This window comes from Nonomuraea corallina (genome assembly GCF_027620315.1).
GTDB lineage: Bacteria > Actinomycetota > Actinomycetes > Streptosporangiales > Streptosporangiaceae > Nonomuraea > Nonomuraea corallina.
In genome coordinates, this window is record NZ_JAPNNL010000180.1 from 1 (window position 1) to 14705 (window position 14705).

At 71.9% G+C, this 14705-nt stretch carries 16 protein-coding genes; 14 read left to right on the forward strand and 2 right to left on the reverse strand.

The window, feature by feature from the left end:
• The first annotated feature begins 86 nt into the window (after positions 1–86).
• The 4 genes from uvrC to whiA all read left to right on the forward strand — a co-directional run bounded on the left by uvrC (position 87) and on the right by whiA (position 4901).
• The gene (gene uvrC / locus OUY22_RS30680) at positions 87–1991 is read left to right on the forward strand and encodes an excinuclease ABC subunit UvrC (RefSeq protein WP_270158709.1); all 1905 of its coding nucleotides are present in this window, start codon (positions 87–89) and stop codon (positions 1989–1991) included.
• A complete protein-coding gene (gene rapZ, locus OUY22_RS30685; protein WP_270158710.1) occupies positions 1988–2857 on the forward strand; it encodes an RNase adapter RapZ in 870 nt (289 codons plus the stop codon). The genes uvrC and rapZ overlap by 4 nt, the downstream gene beginning before the upstream one ends.
• Positions 2854–3849 carry a gluconeogenesis factor YvcK family protein gene (locus OUY22_RS30690; RefSeq protein ID WP_270158711.1) on the forward strand — a complete coding sequence of 332 codons (996 nt, stop codon included), beginning with the start codon at positions 2854–2856 and terminating at the stop codon, positions 3847–3849. Before rapZ ends, OUY22_RS30690 begins: the two co-directional genes overlap by 4 nt.
• Positions 3850–3920: 71 nt before the next feature.
• A complete protein-coding gene (whiA, locus tag OUY22_RS30695) occupies positions 3921–4901 on the forward strand; it encodes a DNA-binding protein WhiA (RefSeq protein WP_270158712.1) in 981 nt (326 codons plus the stop codon).
• A gap of 4 nt (positions 4902–4905) precedes the next feature.
• Here whiA and OUY22_RS30700 read toward each other — a convergent pair whose 3' ends face one another.
• Positions 4906–5565 (reverse strand): hypothetical protein, encoded by a 660-nt coding sequence (locus OUY22_RS30700; protein WP_270158713.1) that lies wholly within the window; start codon positions 5563–5565, stop codon positions 4906–4908.
• A 185-nt stretch (positions 5566–5750) separates the two neighbouring features.
• Here OUY22_RS30700 and gap point away from each other — a divergent pair, with 185 nt between their 5' ends.
• The 5 genes from gap (at position 5751) to OUY22_RS30725 (ending at position 9500) form a co-directional block, all read left to right on the forward strand.
• Positions 5751–6755 carry a type I glyceraldehyde-3-phosphate dehydrogenase gene (gap, locus tag OUY22_RS30705; protein WP_270158714.1) on the forward strand — a complete coding sequence of 335 codons (1005 nt, stop codon included), beginning with the start codon at positions 5751–5753 and terminating at the stop codon, positions 6753–6755.
• 32 nt (positions 6756–6787) lie between these two features.
• Positions 6788–7975 (forward strand): phosphoglycerate kinase, encoded by a 1188-nt coding sequence (locus OUY22_RS30710; protein WP_270158715.1) that lies wholly within the window; start codon positions 6788–6790, stop codon positions 7973–7975.
• Positions 7972–8754 (forward strand): triose-phosphate isomerase, encoded by a 783-nt coding sequence (tpiA, locus tag OUY22_RS30715; RefSeq protein WP_270158726.1) that lies wholly within the window; start codon positions 7972–7974, stop codon positions 8752–8754. The genes OUY22_RS30710 and tpiA overlap by 4 nt, the downstream gene beginning before the upstream one ends.
• Before the next feature lie 99 nt (positions 8755–8853).
• Positions 8854–9084, forward strand: a complete 231-nt coding sequence (gene secG, locus OUY22_RS30720) for a preprotein translocase subunit SecG (RefSeq protein WP_270158716.1) — start codon at positions 8854–8856, stop codon at positions 9082–9084.
• 71 nt (positions 9085–9155) lie between these two features.
• Positions 9156–9500: an RNA polymerase-binding protein RbpA gene (locus OUY22_RS30725; protein ID WP_270158717.1), complete on the forward strand. Its 345-nt coding sequence runs from the start codon at positions 9156–9158 to the stop codon at positions 9498–9500.
• Between the two features lie 109 nt (positions 9501–9609).
• Here OUY22_RS30725 and OUY22_RS30730 read toward each other — a convergent pair whose 3' ends face one another.
• Positions 9610–9807 carry a hypothetical protein gene (locus OUY22_RS30730; protein WP_270158718.1) on the reverse strand — a complete coding sequence of 66 codons (198 nt, stop codon included), beginning with the start codon at positions 9805–9807 and terminating at the stop codon, positions 9610–9612.
• Between the two features lie 10 nt (positions 9808–9817).
• Between OUY22_RS30730 and OUY22_RS30735 the strand changes: the two genes are divergently transcribed.
• The 5 genes from OUY22_RS30735 (at position 9818) to OUY22_RS30755 (ending at position 14693) form a co-directional block, all read left to right on the forward strand.
• Entirely contained in the window at positions 9818–10447 is a 630-nt protein-coding gene (locus tag OUY22_RS30735; RefSeq protein WP_270158719.1) for a hypothetical protein, read from the forward strand.
• Positions 10444–11535 (forward strand): C40 family peptidase, encoded by a 1092-nt coding sequence (locus OUY22_RS30740; RefSeq protein ID WP_270158720.1) that lies wholly within the window; start codon positions 10444–10446, stop codon positions 11533–11535. Before OUY22_RS30735 ends, OUY22_RS30740 begins: the two co-directional genes overlap by 4 nt.
• The gene (locus tag OUY22_RS30745; RefSeq protein WP_270158722.1) at positions 11532–11927 is read left to right on the forward strand and encodes a (deoxy)nucleoside triphosphate pyrophosphohydrolase; all 396 of its coding nucleotides are present in this window, start codon (positions 11532–11534) and stop codon (positions 11925–11927) included. Before OUY22_RS30740 ends, OUY22_RS30745 begins: the two co-directional genes overlap by 4 nt.
• Before the next feature lie 64 nt (positions 11928–11991).
• The gene (locus OUY22_RS30750) at positions 11992–13371 is read left to right on the forward strand and encodes a hypothetical protein (RefSeq protein WP_270158723.1); all 1380 of its coding nucleotides are present in this window, start codon (positions 11992–11994) and stop codon (positions 13369–13371) included.
• Positions 13372–13445: 74 nt separating this feature from the next.
• Positions 13446–14693 carry a hypothetical protein gene (locus OUY22_RS30755; protein ID WP_270158724.1) on the forward strand — a complete coding sequence of 416 codons (1248 nt, stop codon included), beginning with the start codon at positions 13446–13448 and terminating at the stop codon, positions 14691–14693.
• Positions 14694–14705 lie beyond the last annotated feature (12 nt).

Consider the following 14705-nt stretch of genomic DNA (forward strand, 5'->3'; position numbering starts at 1 on the left):
GGGGGGGGCGGCGCCCCGCGGGGGGGGGCGCGCGGGGGGGTGACGGCCACTACGCTGGAATCGTGGCGCGATCAGGTGGCAGTCCGTTGAGTTTCCGTCCCCGGCCCGGCTCCATCCCCGATTCCCCCGGGGTCTACCGGTTCAGGGACGGCCACGGGCGGGTGATCTACGTCGGCAAGGCCAAGAGCCTGCGCCAGCGGCTCAACTCCTACTTCGCCGACTTCTCCGCCCTGCACCCGCGCACCCAGACGATGCTGACCACCGCGGCGGACGTCGACTGGACCGTGGTCGGCACCGAGGTGGAGGCGCTGCAGCTCGAATACTCCTGGATCAAGGAGTACGACCCGCGCTTCAACGTCAAGTACCGCGACGACAAGTCCTACCCCTACCTCGCCGTGACCATGGGCGAGGAGTTCCCGCGCGTGCAGGTGATGCGCGGCGCCAAGCGCAAGGGCGACCGCTACTTCGGCCCCTACTCGCACGCCTGGGCCATCCGCGAGACCGTCGACCTGATGCTGCGCGTCTTCCCGGTCCGCACCTGCAGCGCCGGCGTGTTCAAGCGGGCCGGGCAGATCGGCCGGCCGTGCCTGCTGGGCTACATCGACAAGTGCTCGGCGCCGTGCGTCGGCCGGGTCACCCCCGAGGAGCACCGCGCGCTCGCCGAGGACTTCTGCGACTTCATGGCGGGCAACACCACCCGCTTCATCAAGCGGCTGGAGCGCCAGATGCGCGAGGCCGCCGCCGAGCAGGAGTACGAGCGCGCCGCCCGCGTCCGCGACGACATCCAGGCGCTGCAGCGGGCGCTGGAGAAGCAGGCGGTCGTGCTCGGCGAGGGCACCGACGCCGACGTCGTCGCGCTCGCCGAGGACCCGCTGGAGGCCGCCGTCCAGGTCTTCTACGTGCGCGGCGGACGCATCCGCGGCCAGCGCGGCTGGGTGGTCGACAAGGTCGAGGAGGCCGGCCCCGCCGAGCTGGTGGAGCAGTTCCTGCTGCAGATGTACGGCGACGCCAACGCCGAGTCGATGCCCCGCGAGGTCCTGGTGCCCGCACTGCCGCCCGACGTCGAGGCCGTCGCCGACCTGCTGACCGAGCAGCGCCGGGCCCGGGTCGAGGTGCGGGTGCCGCAGCGCGGCGACAAGAAGGCGCTCATGGAGACCGTCGAGCGCAACGCCAAGGAGTCGCTCGCCCAGCACAAGATCCGCCGCGCCGGAGACCTGACCTCGCGCAGCAAGGCCCTGCAGGAGATCGCCGACGCGCTCGACCTCGATCAGGTGCCGCTGCGCATCGAGTGCTACGACGTCTCCCACCTGCAAGGCGAGAACGTCGTCGCCTCCATGGTGGTGTTCGAGGACGGCCTGGCCCGCAAGAGCGAATACCGCCGCTTCGCGGTCAGGACCAAGGAGGGCGACGTCGCCGCCATCCACGAGGTCATCCTGCGCCGCTTCCGCCGCTACCTGGAGGAGCGCTCCGCCACCGGCGAGCTGGCCCCCGAGGACGACGACGGTCACGGGCCGATCGACCCTGAGACGGGCAAGCCGCGCAAGTTCGCCTACCCGCCCAACCTCGTGGTGGTCGACGGCGCCGGCCCGCAGGCCGCCGCCGCCCAGCGGGCGCTCGACGAGCTGGGCATCGACGACGTCGCCGTGGCGGGCCTGGCCAAGCGGCTGGAGGAGGTGTGGCTGCCGGGCGACGACCAGCCGGTGATCATGCCGCGTTCCAGCGAGGGTCTCTACCTGCTGCAACGCGTGCGTGATGAGGCACACCGGTTCGCCATCACCTACCATCGGGCCAAGAGGTCCAAGTCCGTCAAGGAGAGCGCGCTCGACAGCGTGCCCGGCCTCGGACCGGCGCGCCGCCAGGCGTTGCTCAAGCACTTCGGTTCCGTCAAGAAACTGCGCGAGGCCACCGCGGAGCAGATCCGCGAGGTCCCGGGCATCGGCCCCGCCACGGCCGAGGTGATCGTGTCGACCCTGAAGGGGGAGAGGCAGTGAAGACCACCGAGCCGGCGTTCGTCATCGTCACCGGCATGTCGGGGGCCGGGCGGAGCACCGCGGCCAAGGCCCTGGAGGACCTCGGCTGGTTCGTGATCGACAACCTGCCGCCGGGCCTGCTGTTCGCCATGGCCGAGGAGGCCGGCAAGGTCAAGCTCGCCGCCGACAAGGTGGCGGCCGTGGTCGACGTGCGCAGCCTGGCGTTCACCACCGACCTCAACGCCGCCATCGAGGAGCTGGAAGGGCGCGGCGTGCGGGTGCGCGTGGTGTTCCTGGAGGCCAGCGACGAGGAGCTGGTGCGCCGCTTCGAGAACGTCCGCCGGCCCCACCCCCTGCAGGGTGACGGCCGGCTCGTCGACGGCATCACCCGCGAGCGCGGCATCCTGCGCGAGGTGCGGGCCAACGCCGACCTGGTGATCGACACCACCTCCCACAACGTGCACGAGCTGCGCAACCGGATCGTCGCCTACTTCGGCGACGACGACCGGCCCGGCCTGCGGCTCAACGTGGTGTCGTTCGGCTTCAAGTACGGCCTGCCCGTCGACGCCGACCTGGTCGTCGACTGCCGCTTCCTGCCCAACCCGCACTGGGTGCCCGACCTGCGCCCGATGAACGGCACCGACCCCGCCGTGCGCGACTACGTCCTCGGCCAGCCGGGCGCCAAGGAGTTCCTCGACGCCTACGAGGAGGTCCTGGGCGTGGTCGCCGCCGGCTACGGCCGCGAGGGCAAGAGCTACGCCACGCTCGCCGTCGGCTGCACCGGCGGCAAGCACCGCAGCGTCGCCATGGCCGAGCAGCTCGCCGGGCGGCTGCGCGAGCGCGGCATGGAGGTCCAGGTCAGCCACCGGGATGTGGGGCGGGAGTGACCGACGGGAACGGGCGCGCATTAAGCGAACCACCGTTCTGGGCGGGCTCGCAGCCACCGTGCGGCGGGCCCGCCGTCGTCGCCCTCGGCGGCGGCCACGGCCTGTACGCGTCCCTGTCGGCGCTGCGGGCGGTGACCGACGCGCTCACGGCGGTGGTCACCGTCGCCGACGACGGCGGTTCCAGCGGCCGTCTCCGGCGTGAGCTGGGCGTCCTCCCGCCCGGCGACCTGCGCATGGCGCTGGCCGCGCTCTGCGGCGACGACGAGTGGGGCAGCACCTGGAGCGAGGTGGTCCAGCACCGCTTCCGCAGCGAGGGCGAGCTCCACGGGCACGCGGTCGGCAACCTGCTCATCGTGGCCCTGTGGGAGCTGCTCGGCGACCCGGTGGCGGGCCTCGACTGGGTGGGCCGGCTGCTGGGCGCGCACGGCAGGGTGCTGCCGATGGCGTCGGTGCCGCTCGACATCGTGGCCGAGGTGGAGCTCGACGGCGTGACCTCGACCGTGCGCGGCCAGGTGGCGTGCGCGCTGACCCCGGGCCGGGTGCAGGCGATCTCCCTCGTCCCCGAGGATCCGCCCGCGCGGCCGGAGGCCGTCGAGGCGGTGCTGGAGGCCGACTGGGTGGTGTTCGGGCCGGGTTCGTGGTTCACCAGCGTGCTGCCGCACCTGAAGGTGCCCGCGCTGGCAAGGGCGCTGCACGAGACCCGGGCCAGGCGGCTGGTCACGCTCAACCTCGCGCCGCAGCCGGGCGAGACGGACGACTTCTCGCCGCAGCAGCATCTGGAGGTGCTCAGGCAGCACGCGCCGGAGCTCGCGCTCGACGTGGTGCTCGCCGACACCGGCGTGGTCGACGACCCGGACGCGCTGGAGAAGTCGGCGGCGGCGTTCGGCGCCCGGCTGGTCACGGCCGACGTGGCGGCTGGTGACGGCTCGCCCCGGCACGACCCACGACGTCTTGCCTCCGTCCTTGACGAGATTTTCCTCCAGAAGCGTTGATCCTGGTCGGCGTGGCGTCAAGGTGCGAGAGGATGCTATGAGCCGGTCTGATTGGGGGAGGACTAACGCTTATGGCGATGACGGGTGTGGTGAAGGATGAGCTGAGCCGTCTGCCTGTGCTCAAGCCCTGCTGCCGCAAGGCGGAGGTGTCGACGCTGCTGCGGTTCGCCAGCGGCCTGCACCTCGTGGGCGGGCGCATCGTGATCGAGGCGGAGCTCGACACCAACGCCACGGCGCGGCGGCTGATCAAGGACATCGGGGAGGTGTTCGGCCACAAGGCCGAGGTGCTGGTGCTCGCTCCGGCGGGGTTGCGCAAGGGGTCCCGCTATGTCGTGCGCGTCTACCGCGACGGTGAGGCGCTGGCCCGGCAGACGGGCCTGATCGACAACCACGGGCGGCCGGTGCGCGGCCTGCCGCGGCAGGTGGTGGCGGGCGCCTCGTGCGACGCGGAGGCGGCCTGGCGCGGCGCTTTCCTGGCCCACGGGTCGCTCACCGAGCCGGGCCGGTCGATGTCGCTGGAGGTCACCTGCCCGGGGCCGGAGGCCGCGCTGGCGCTGGTCGGCTCGGCCAGGCGACTGAAGATCCACGCCAAGGCGCGCGAGGTGCGCGGCGTGGACCGGGTGGTGGTGCGCGACGGCGACGCCATCAGCGCCCTGCTGACCAGGCTCGGCGCGCACGACAGCGTGCTGGCCTGGGAGGAGCGGCGGATGCGCCGGGAGGTCAGGGCGACCGCCAACCGGCTGGCCAACTTCGACGACGCCAACCTCCGCCGCTCGGCCCGCGCGGCGGTGGCGGCGGGCGCGCGGGTGCAGCGGGCGCTGGAGATCCTGGGCGAAGAGGCGCCCGACCATCTGGTGATCGCGGGCCGGCTGCGGGTGGAGCACAAGCAGGCGTCGCTGGAGGAGCTGGGTCAGCTCGCCGACCCGCCGCTGACCAAGGACGCGATCGCCGGGCGGATCCGCCGGCTGCTGGCCATGGCCGACAAGCGGGCGGCCGACCTCGGCATCCCCAGCACCGAGGCCAACCTCACGGTCGACATGCTGACGCCCTGAGGGCTCAGGCCTGGCCCCGGTCCGGCGGCAGGAAGAAGCTGCCGGTCGAGGTCGGGTCCTGCTTGGGCGGCTGGAGCGGCTCGAACGGAGCCCGGTACTCGGGCTCCGGCTCGGGCGCCGTCTCCTCCTCCCGTCGCGGCTGCTCGACCGCGGCGTGCCTGCCCGTACGGCGCAGGCGCAGAGCGCGGGCGAGGACGAGCGCGAACGCGGGCAGCGCGGCGGCCGCCATGACGGCCGGCAGGTGCCACGACGCCGAGACCGCCGCCCAGACGGTCCGGGCGGCGAACGGGAGGGCGTCGAGCAGGCCCTGCGGGGTGAGCCCCGGGACGGGAGCGTCCGAGCCGAAGCGCTGCGCGCCGGCGGTCGCGAGCACGTACGCGGTGGCTCCGATCATGGCGGCGGGGACGGCCGCGGCCGCGTACAGGGCCGTGAAGAGGGACAGCAGGACGCTGCGGGGGCGGACCAGGCGTACGGCCCCGCCGACGAGTACGCCCACGACGAACGCGAGCGCGGCCAGGAGGGGGACACCGTCGCCGAACGTGCGCCACGACGACGGCAGCCGATCCACGAAGTGGACGGCCGCCCCGAGCCCGGACGCGCAGATCAGCACGGCCATCAGCCCCACGACCAGGCCCGACAGCAGCCCGGATCGTTGCTTTGACATCTCAGCCCCCAGAGAATGTCGCTATTTACTCCGATGAGTCGGGCACTTTACTCCAAGTACACAAAGTACGCCTCGGGAACCGCCGTTCGCGCCCGGGGGGCCGTAGTGGTCTAAACCAATTTGGGTCCGATAGGGTTTCTGAGTTGAGGTATCAGCCCGCCATCATGCACGAGGAGATCGGTTCCGTGAGCATCCGCGTAGGCGTCAACGGCTTCGGCCGCATCGGTCGCAACTTCTGGCGCGCGGTCGCCGCCAGTGGCAAGGACATCGAGATCGTCGCGGTCAACGACCTCACCGACAACGCGACGCTGGCCCACCTGCTGAAGTACGACAGCATCCTGGGCCGCCTGCCGTACGAGGTGAAGGCCTCCAGCGACGAGATCACCGTCGACGGCAAGGCCATCAAGGTGTTCGACGAGCGCGACCCGGCCAAGCTGCCCTGGGGCGACCTCGGGGTCGACGTGGTCCTGGAGTCCACCGGCCTGTTCACCGACGCGACCAAGGCCAAGGTGCACGCCGACAACGGCGCCAAGAAGGTCATCATCTCCGCGCCGGCCAAGAACGAAGACGTGACGGTCGTCATGGGGGTCAACCACACCGACTACGACCCGGCCAGGCACACCGTCATCTCCAACGCCTCCTGCACCACCAACTGCCTGGCCCCGATGGCGAAGGTCCTGCACGACTCCTTCACCATCGAGAAGGGCCTGATGACCACGATCCACGCCTACACGCAGGACCAGAACCTGCAGGACGGCCCGCACAAGGACCTGCGCCGCGCCCGCGCCGCCGCGCTCAACGTCGTGCCGACCTCCACCGGCGCCGCCAAGGCCATCGGCCTGGTGCTGCCCGAGCTCAAGGGCAAGCTCGACGGCTTCGCCATGCGCGTGCCGATCCCCACCGGCTCGGCCACCGACCTGACCATCGAGGTCGGCCGCGAGGTCAGCGTCGAGGAGGTCAACGCCGCGATCAAGGCCGCCGCCGACGGCCCGCTCAAGGGCATCCTCACCTACACCGAGGACCCGATCGTCTCCGCCGACATCGTCACCGACCCGGCCTCCTGCATCTTCGACGCCGGCCTCACCAAGGTCATCGGCAACCAGGTCAAGGTCGTCGGCTGGTACGACAACGAGTGGGGCTACTCCAACCGCCTGGTCGACCTCATCGAGCTGGTGGGCGCGGACCTGTAGGACCGCGGGCGAGAGAGGAAAGGGAGCCCAGTTTGCGCACACTCGACGATCTCGACGTCAAGGGCCGGCGCGTGCTCGTGCGCGCCGACCTCAACGTGCCGCTCGACGGGGAGACGATCACCGACGACGGCCGCATCCGGGCGTCACTGCCCACCATCCAGGCCCTCGCCGGCAGCGGGGCGAAGGTCATCGTCTGCGCCCATCTGGGCAGGCCCAAGGGGCAGGTCAAGCCCGAGTTCTCGCTGCGGCCGGTGGCCCGGCGGCTGGGCGAGCTGCTCGGCCAGGACGTCGTCTTCGCCCCCGACGTGGCCGGCGACGGCGCCCGCGCCGCTGTGGAGGGCCTCCAGGAGGGCCAGGTGGCCCTGCTGGAGAACCTCCGCTTCGAGCCGGGCGAGACGGCCAAGGACGACGCCGAGCGGCGCGCGTTCGCCGAGCGGCTGGCCGGGCTGGCCGACCTCTACGTGGGCGACGGGTTCGGCGCCGTGCACCGCAAGCACGCCAGCGTCTACGACGTGCCGGCGCTGCTGCCGCACGCGGCGGGCGGGCTGGTCACGGCCGAGGTCGAGGTGCTGAGGAAGCTGACCGACGACACCGAGCGCCCCTACGTGGTGGTGCTCGGCGGCGCCAAGGTCAGCGACAAGCTCGGCGTCATCGCCAACCTGCTCACCAGCGTCGACCGGCTGCTGATCGGCGGCGGCATGGCCTACACCTTCCTCAAGGCGCAGGGCCACGAGGTCGGCGGGTCGCTGCTCCAGGAGGACCAGCTCGACCAGGTCCGCGGGTTCCTGTCCGAGGCGGCCGAGCGCGGCGTGGACCTGGTGCTGCCGGTCGACGTGCTGGCCGCCACCCACTTCGCCGCCGACGCCGGCTACGACGTGGTGCCCGCCACCGAGATCCCGGCCGACCGGCAGGGGCTCGACATCGGGCCGCGGACGCGCGAACTGTTCGCGTCCAAGCTGGCGGACGCCAGGACCGTGTTCTGGAACGGCCCGATGGGCGTGTTCGAGTTCGACGAGTTCGCCCGCGGCACCGCCGCGGTGGCCGAGGCGCTGATCGCCTCCGACGCCTTCACCGTGGTCGGCGGCGGCGACTCCGCGGCCGCGGTGCGCAGGCTCGGCCTGCCTGAGGACGGCTTCTCCCACATCTCGACCGGTGGCGGGGCCAGCCTGGAATACCTTGAGGGCAAGACCCTGCCCGGACTCGCCGCCTTGGAGGACTGAACGTGAGAAAGCCCCTCATCGCCGGCAACTGGAAGATGAACCTCAACCACCTCGAGGCGATCGCGCTGGTCCAGAAGATGGCCTTCGCGCTCAACGACAAGGACTTCGACCGCGTCGAGGTGGCGGTCCTGCCGCCGTTCACCGACCTGCGCAGCGTGCAGACCCTCGTCGACGGCGACAAGCTGCGCATCGTCTACGGCGCGCAGGACCTGTCCCCCCACGACGGCGGCGCCTACACCGGGGAGATCTCCGGCGTCATGCTCGCCAAGCTCGGCTGCACCTTCGTGACGGTCGGCCACTCCGAGCGCCGCCAGTACCACCACGAGGACGACGACCTGGTCAACGCCAAGGTCCAGGCCGCCTTCCGCCATTCGCTGACGCCGATCCTGTGCGTGGGCGAGGGGCTGGACGTGCGCCAGGCGGGCGGTCACATCGCCCACTCGCTCGCCCAGCTCGACGGGGCGCTGCGCAAGGTCACCGCCGAGCAGGCGAAGTCGATCGTGGTGGCCTACGAGCCGGTGTGGGCGATCGGCACCGGCGAGGTGGCCACCCCCGACGACGCCCAGGAGGTCTGCGGGGCGCTGCGGCAGCGACTCGCGGAGCTGTACGACTCCGAGGTGGCCTCCGCAGTCCGTATCCTTTACGGTGGCTCGGTCAAGTCGGCGAACATCGCAGGGATCATGGCTCAGCCGGATGTCGACGGGGCGCTCGTTGGTGGCGCCAGCATCGACGCCGGAGAGTTCGTGAAGATCTGCCGATTCTCCGACATGGCAGGCTAACTGAGCCGTTCTGGGGGTGCGATTTGACATCAGGTCGTACCCTCAAGAGGCAAGTTCGAATCGTCATGCGTACCAGACCATTGAAGGACTAGGCATACCGTGGAACTCGCAATCTCCATCGCCCTCATCCTGACGAGCCTGATGATGATCTTGCTCGTCCTGCTGCACAAGGGAAAGGGCGGCGGCCTGTCTGACATGTTCGGCGGTGGCTTCACCTCGAACTTCGGTGGTTCCTCGGTGGTGGAGCGCAACCTCGACCGGCTCACCGTCATCACGGGAGTGGTCTGGTTCGTCTGCATCATCGCGCTGGGTCTGCTCGTCAAACCCTGAGGTCAGGCACAAACGCGTGACAGTGATTCTCCCCCCGTGTCTCACGGGGCGATCGAGCGAGGAGTTCATCCGTGGGTAGTGGCAACGCGATCCGTGGCAGCCGAGTCGGCGCCGGTCCTATGGGGGAGGCCGAGCGCGGCGAGGCGGCTCCGAGAGTGCGGGTCTCGTTCTGGTGCGCCAACATGCACGAAACGCGCCCCAGTTTCGCCAGTGACGCGGCGATCCCCGAGTTGTGGGACTGCCCGCGGTGTGGCCTCCCGGCCGGTCAGGACGAGAGCGCGCCGCCCGCCCCCCCGAAGAACGAGCCCTACAAGACGCACCTCGCCTATGTGAAGGAGCGCAGGAGCGACAAGGACGGCAAGGCCATCCTCGAAGAGGCGTTGGAGCGGCTGCGCAACAACAAGTCCCCCTGGTAGGGCCAGGAGCGATTCGCGGGGGGGGGGGGGGGGGGGGGGGGGGGGGGGGGGGGCGGGGGGGGGGGGGGGGGTGGGGGGGGGGGCGGGGGGCGGGGGGGGCCGGGGGGCGCTACAACGACCGCTCCTCCTCCGGCGGCATCTTCGGCCGCAACCCCGACGGCAGGGTCTTCGGCGGCTCCGGGGGCGGGTTCTTCGACCGCTCCGACTCCGACCGGCGCGGCTCCGAGCCGCCGCCGCTCTGGGGCAGCAGCTCGCGCAGGAACGAGCCCGAGGTGCCCTTCTGGCTCAACCCCAGCAACCCCGACAAGGACTAGACCGTGGCGCAGCCGGGTGACAGGCGAGGGCTGGTCTTCGCCGCCATCGTGGTGGTGCTCGCCGCCGTCGGCCTCTACCTGACCCTGTGGCCGGACTCCGGCGAGCCCGCGGCCGAGCAACAGCGGGCCGCACCCCGTACCACCACCTCGCCCGTGGTCCCGGCCACGCCGCTGGCGACCGCCAGCGACGCGCCGTTCGACGTCTACTCCTACCTGCCCATGTCGAAGGAGCAACTCGCCGCCGCCGCCGACCTGGCCGAGCGGTTCACGGCCGAGTACGCGACGTTCCGCCACGACGAGGATCCGGCCGCGTACGCGGCCCGGGTGCGCCGCTACACCACGGCCGACCTGGGCGCCGTGCTCACCCGTACCCTCACCTCGCCCGGCACCGTGGAGCAGAACCGCACCGACCAGGTGGTGTCCACGGCGACGGCGAAACTCCGGGAAATCAGGCAGATCGAGAAGGCGTCCATCGTGTTCGTGATCACTGGAACCCAGCAGGTCAGCACCACGGGCGGCACCCGCCGGCTGTCGGAGGACTACGCGGTCACGGTCAGCCAGCTCGGCTCCGACTGGCGCGTGTTCGACCTCCAGCCGGCGAGCGACGGCCAGGAGGGGGACACCCAGGGGTGAACCGGTCCCGAGCCGTCGTCGCGGCCGTCGTCGCCGGGACGCTCCTGCTGATACTGGCCATCATCTCGCCGATGCTGATGACCTCGATCCCCTCGTTCATCGGCTCCGGAGGCGAACTGCCCGACTGCACCGAGGACGGCACCCGCGCGCAGCGGGCGTCCGACTCGGCGGGCGCCGACATCCCGGCCGAGTATCTGGAGCTGTACCAGGAGCATGGTGAGAAGGTCGGGGTCCAGTGGACGATCCTGGCCGCGGTGGGCAAGCGCGAGACCGACCACGGGCGGTCCGAGCTGCCCGGCGTGAAGAGCGGCACCAACTACGCCGGCGCGGCCGGGCCGATGCAGTTCCTGATCAGCACCTGGGGCGGCAAGGCCAGGATCCCGATGTCGTCGCAGTTCAACGGGTACGCCTCCGACGGCGACGGTGACGGCGTCGGCGACGTCTACAACCCCGCCGACGCGATCCTCGGTGCGGCCAAGATGCTCAAGCGCAACGGGGCGCCGGAGGACGTGCGGCGGGCGCTGTTCGTCTACAACCGCGCCTGGTGGTACGTCGACCAGGTCGAGGAGATCGCCCGCAGGTACGCCGAGTCCGGCGAGGTCGAGCTGCCGCCGGAGGCGGACGACGCGTGCGACGAGCCGCTGGTCGAGGCCGCGCCCAGCACCGTGGTGGCCAAGATCCTCAGCTACGCGCTGGACCAGCGCGGCAAGCCCTACCTCTGGGGCGGCACCGGCCCGGACGCGTTCGACTGCTCGGGCATCATCTACGCCGCGTACCGGCATGCGGGGCTGTCGATCCCGCGCACCACGTTCGGGCAGTGGCCGTTCGGGGTGAAGATCGAGCAGGGTGCGGAGCAGCCGGGTGACCTGGTGTTCTTCAACTCGGGGCCTGGGACGGCGCCGAACCGGCCGGGGCACGTCGGGCTGGTCGTGTCGAAGGGCAAGATGGTGGAGGCCCGCTGCCGCCTGTGCGGGCCGATCAAGGTGACCAGCTACGAGGGGCGCGACAAGATCGTGGGCTTCACCCGGCCGTTGCAGAACCCCGCCGTCCTGGACCAGCTCGCCAAGGCGGGAGCCCCCGTCCTATGACGGTGATCGTGGTGGCCGCAGTGATCATCGGTCCGGGTAGGCGGGTGCTGGCCGCGCAGCGGGCCGAGCCGGCCGCGCTGAGGGGCGGCTGGGAGTTCCCCGGCGGGAAGGTCGATCCCGGTGAGAGCGAGATCGAGGCCCTGGTGCGCGAGTGCCGGGAGGAACTCGGCGTCGAGATCGAGGTCGGCGCGCGGGTCGGCGCTGACTGGCCGCTGGGCACCGAAGGGTACGTGATGCGCGCCTGGCTGGCCGGCGTGCTGTCAGGAACCCCGCAGCCCCGCGAGCATCTCGCGTTGCGATGGCTCGCGCCGGGGGAGTACTACGACGTGGCGTGGCTGAAGGCGGACCTGCCCCTTATGGAAGCGGTCGAGAAACTGCTCGTACAGGATTGAGCCATCGCTCACAGTGACATAACGATTACTGGGTGTTATTTGTCGCATCGGGGGAGGCGGCACGATGAACCGTGCCTGGATGGTGGCCGGGGTCCTGGCCCTGGTGGCGGCGCCGGCCGTGCCGGTGGCCGCGGCGGGCGTGGCCATGGTGCTGGAACGGGTGGACGATCCTGCCGGGATGCTCAGGTGGATGCGGACGGGCGACGTGCTCCGGTACGAGGTGCGGCTGAGCGGCATGGCCGGGAACGCCCGGCTGGCAGTGGCGGCCACGCCGGTGCACTCATTGACCGAGCTGTCCTGTGCTCCGGATTTTTCGGCGCGTTCGCCCGACACGCCCGACCTGGGGGGCGCCGAGCTCACCGCCCGGGCGCTGGCGTCCCGGGCGCTGGACGGGGTGTCCGTGCCGGGAGCGGGGACGTGTCGGCTGGGGGACGTCTCGTCGGGGCGGTCCGTGCGGGTCGTGCTGTCCGTTCCGCCGGGCGCCGAGGAGGTGCGGGTGGCGGCGGTCGCCCGGCTCCGCGAGGCGGACGGCGGCCTGACGACCATCACCCGCACCGCCACCACCCCGGTCAACGGAGACGCTGAGGCCGGCCCCGACTCCCCGGAACCCGAGTACGGGTCCGCGCACGACGAAGCTTGGGACGCCGGCTCCGGAGCGGAGGCGTCCCCTGACCGGGTCAGGGCACGCGCCCGGGAGGGGGAAGAACATGCCTCCGGCCTGCCCCGCCATGCCGCCCAGCCCCAGGACCGGTCCGCCGCGACGGGATGGGCCGAGCGGGGTGGCGCCGGCGAGGACGCGTGGGGGAGCGGCCGGCCCGAGCCGGGCGCAACCGGCGGCGGCGAAGGAGGACGCGGCCGGGGTGACCGTGGTGAGGCCGGTCAGCCCGACTCCGAGACAGCCGGTCGGGAGGAGTCCGAGGGGCCCGGCTGGGACGAGTCCGGCGGATCGGCCGGGCGCGATCCCGGTGCGGCTGCGAGGCGCGGGGCCGATGGGGTCGGGAAGCGCGATTCTGGATGGTCCGGATGGGGTGAAGGTGACAAGAACGGACGGCGTGGAGAGGAAGGGGGTGGCCGGCGTGGGGCTGATGGCAGCACTCATGGCGGGGCTCAGGGGAAGGGCGGCGCGGGGGCGCGGAACGCGTGGGAGGAGCGGGCGCTGGAGTATCTACCGGATGAGCCCGTCCGCGAGGGGGTGGGCCAGGCGCACCCGTTCGGCGAGGTGAAGCTGCCCGAGGCCGTGCCCCCGCCCCAGGTCGCGCAGGGCGCGCCGCTGCCGAGGAAGGTCGAGGGCGCGCAGGTGAGGGTACGGGCCGAGAAGAGGGCCGATCCGCTGTCCGGAGCCGCGGGCCTGCCGTACGCGGCCGCGGCGGTCGGGGTGTTGTGCGCGGCGCTCTGGGGGGTCGCGTACGCGCAGACCCGGCGGGCGCGGAGGAAGGTATGGTAGATCCGTCTTTACTGTTTCTTTGACCCGACTAGTATTCCCTTGACCGTGGATTCGAGATCGCGCGGAGGGCACAGGTGGCACGCACACGAGCGACGGCCGTCTCCGCCATGGTGCTCGCTCTCGCCTTGACCGGCGTCGGGGTCCTCCCGTTCGTCGGAGCGAGCGCGACGGCGTCGGCCACGGCGCTGGACCCGGTGGAGCCCTGCGACGCCGGGCAGTGCCCGACGGCGCCGGAGACCACGATCACGATCACCACCACGCTCCCGACGCCGACTCCGACGCCGGAGCAGCCCGAGACCACGATCACCCGGACGGTCACGGCCAAGCCGACCAAGAGGACGCAGGCTCCCAAGCCGTCGAAGACCAGGTCGGCCGCCGTCCCCGACACGCCGGAGACCAGCCAGTCCGCCGCTCCGCCGCCGCAGCAGGTGCCGACGCAGAGCCCGCAGGAGGTGCCGGAGGTCGCGGCGTCGACTCCGGAGGAGTCGATCCAGATCCCCACCGTGGCCGGCACCGAGACGCCGACGCCGCCGATCACCACCGATCCCGCTTCGGTGGAGAGCGAGGCGGTGCAGTGGGAGGTGCGCAACGCGGCGCCTGAATACGATCAGCGCAGCCTCACCCAGCGGCTCAGCATCCCGGCGTTGATCATGGTGCTGCTGGCGCTGTTCGCGGTGCTGATCTTCGAAGGCCGGCTGCGCCGGATGGCCCACGCCGCGGCCGTGCGCAAGGCGGGGCCGCAGGGGGGCGCCTCTCTGGGCGCGTTCCCGCACCCGGGGCCTTATCCCAGCCCGGCCGAGGGCTACCCGGCAGGCCCTGGCTACGCCACCGCCGGCGTCGCGGCCCCCGGCTACCCGGGCGGCACCGCCTACGCGCCGATCATCAGCTTCGTGCCCGTCCAGACGTTCCCGACCGGCCAGGTCCAGTACGGCGCCGTCTACCACGATCCCAACGCGACCCACGTCGCCCACGGGCCGGTGGCCGAGCCGCCGCCCGCGCAGGAGCCGGTCGTGCTCGCTCCCGACCAGTTCGACTCCTACAGTCACGAGCCGCCCGAGCAGGAGCGGCAGGAGTTCAGGGCGCCGTTCGAGCCGCTGGTGCCGCCGGAGCCGCCGCCTTCCGACATCCCGCCGGGCGGCGCTGGCCCGTATGACGACGCCCCGGACCGGCCGCTCGGCCCTGCCTCGGCCGCCGAGCCCGGCGACTCCGAGCCGTGGGGCGGGTCGCTGCGGCAGCCTCCGCCGGACCGGACGGTCGAGCAGCGCTTGCCGGAGGCCGGCGACGGCCCCGACGACGACGACCGGTGGCGTCCCTTCCGCTGACCTGCTCCGGAC

What these genes read in the sequence shown, in the direction of transcription:
- OUY22_RS30745 (WP_270158722.1), top strand. Translation starts at nt 11,532, where the DNA reads ATGACGGTGATCGTGGTGGCCGCAGTGATCATCGGTCCGGGTAGGCGG.
- OUY22_RS30700 (WP_270158713.1), bottom strand. Translation starts at nt 5,565, where the DNA reads ATGTCAAAGCAACGATCCGGGCTGCTGTCGGGCCTGGTCGTGGGGCTG.
- OUY22_RS30750 (WP_270158723.1), top strand. Translation starts at nt 11,992, where the DNA reads ATGAACCGTGCCTGGATGGTGGCCGGGGTCCTGGCCCTGGTGGCGGCG.
- whiA (WP_270158712.1), top strand. Translation starts at nt 3,921, where the DNA reads ATGGCGATGACGGGTGTGGTGAAGGATGAGCTGAGCCGTCTGCCTGTG.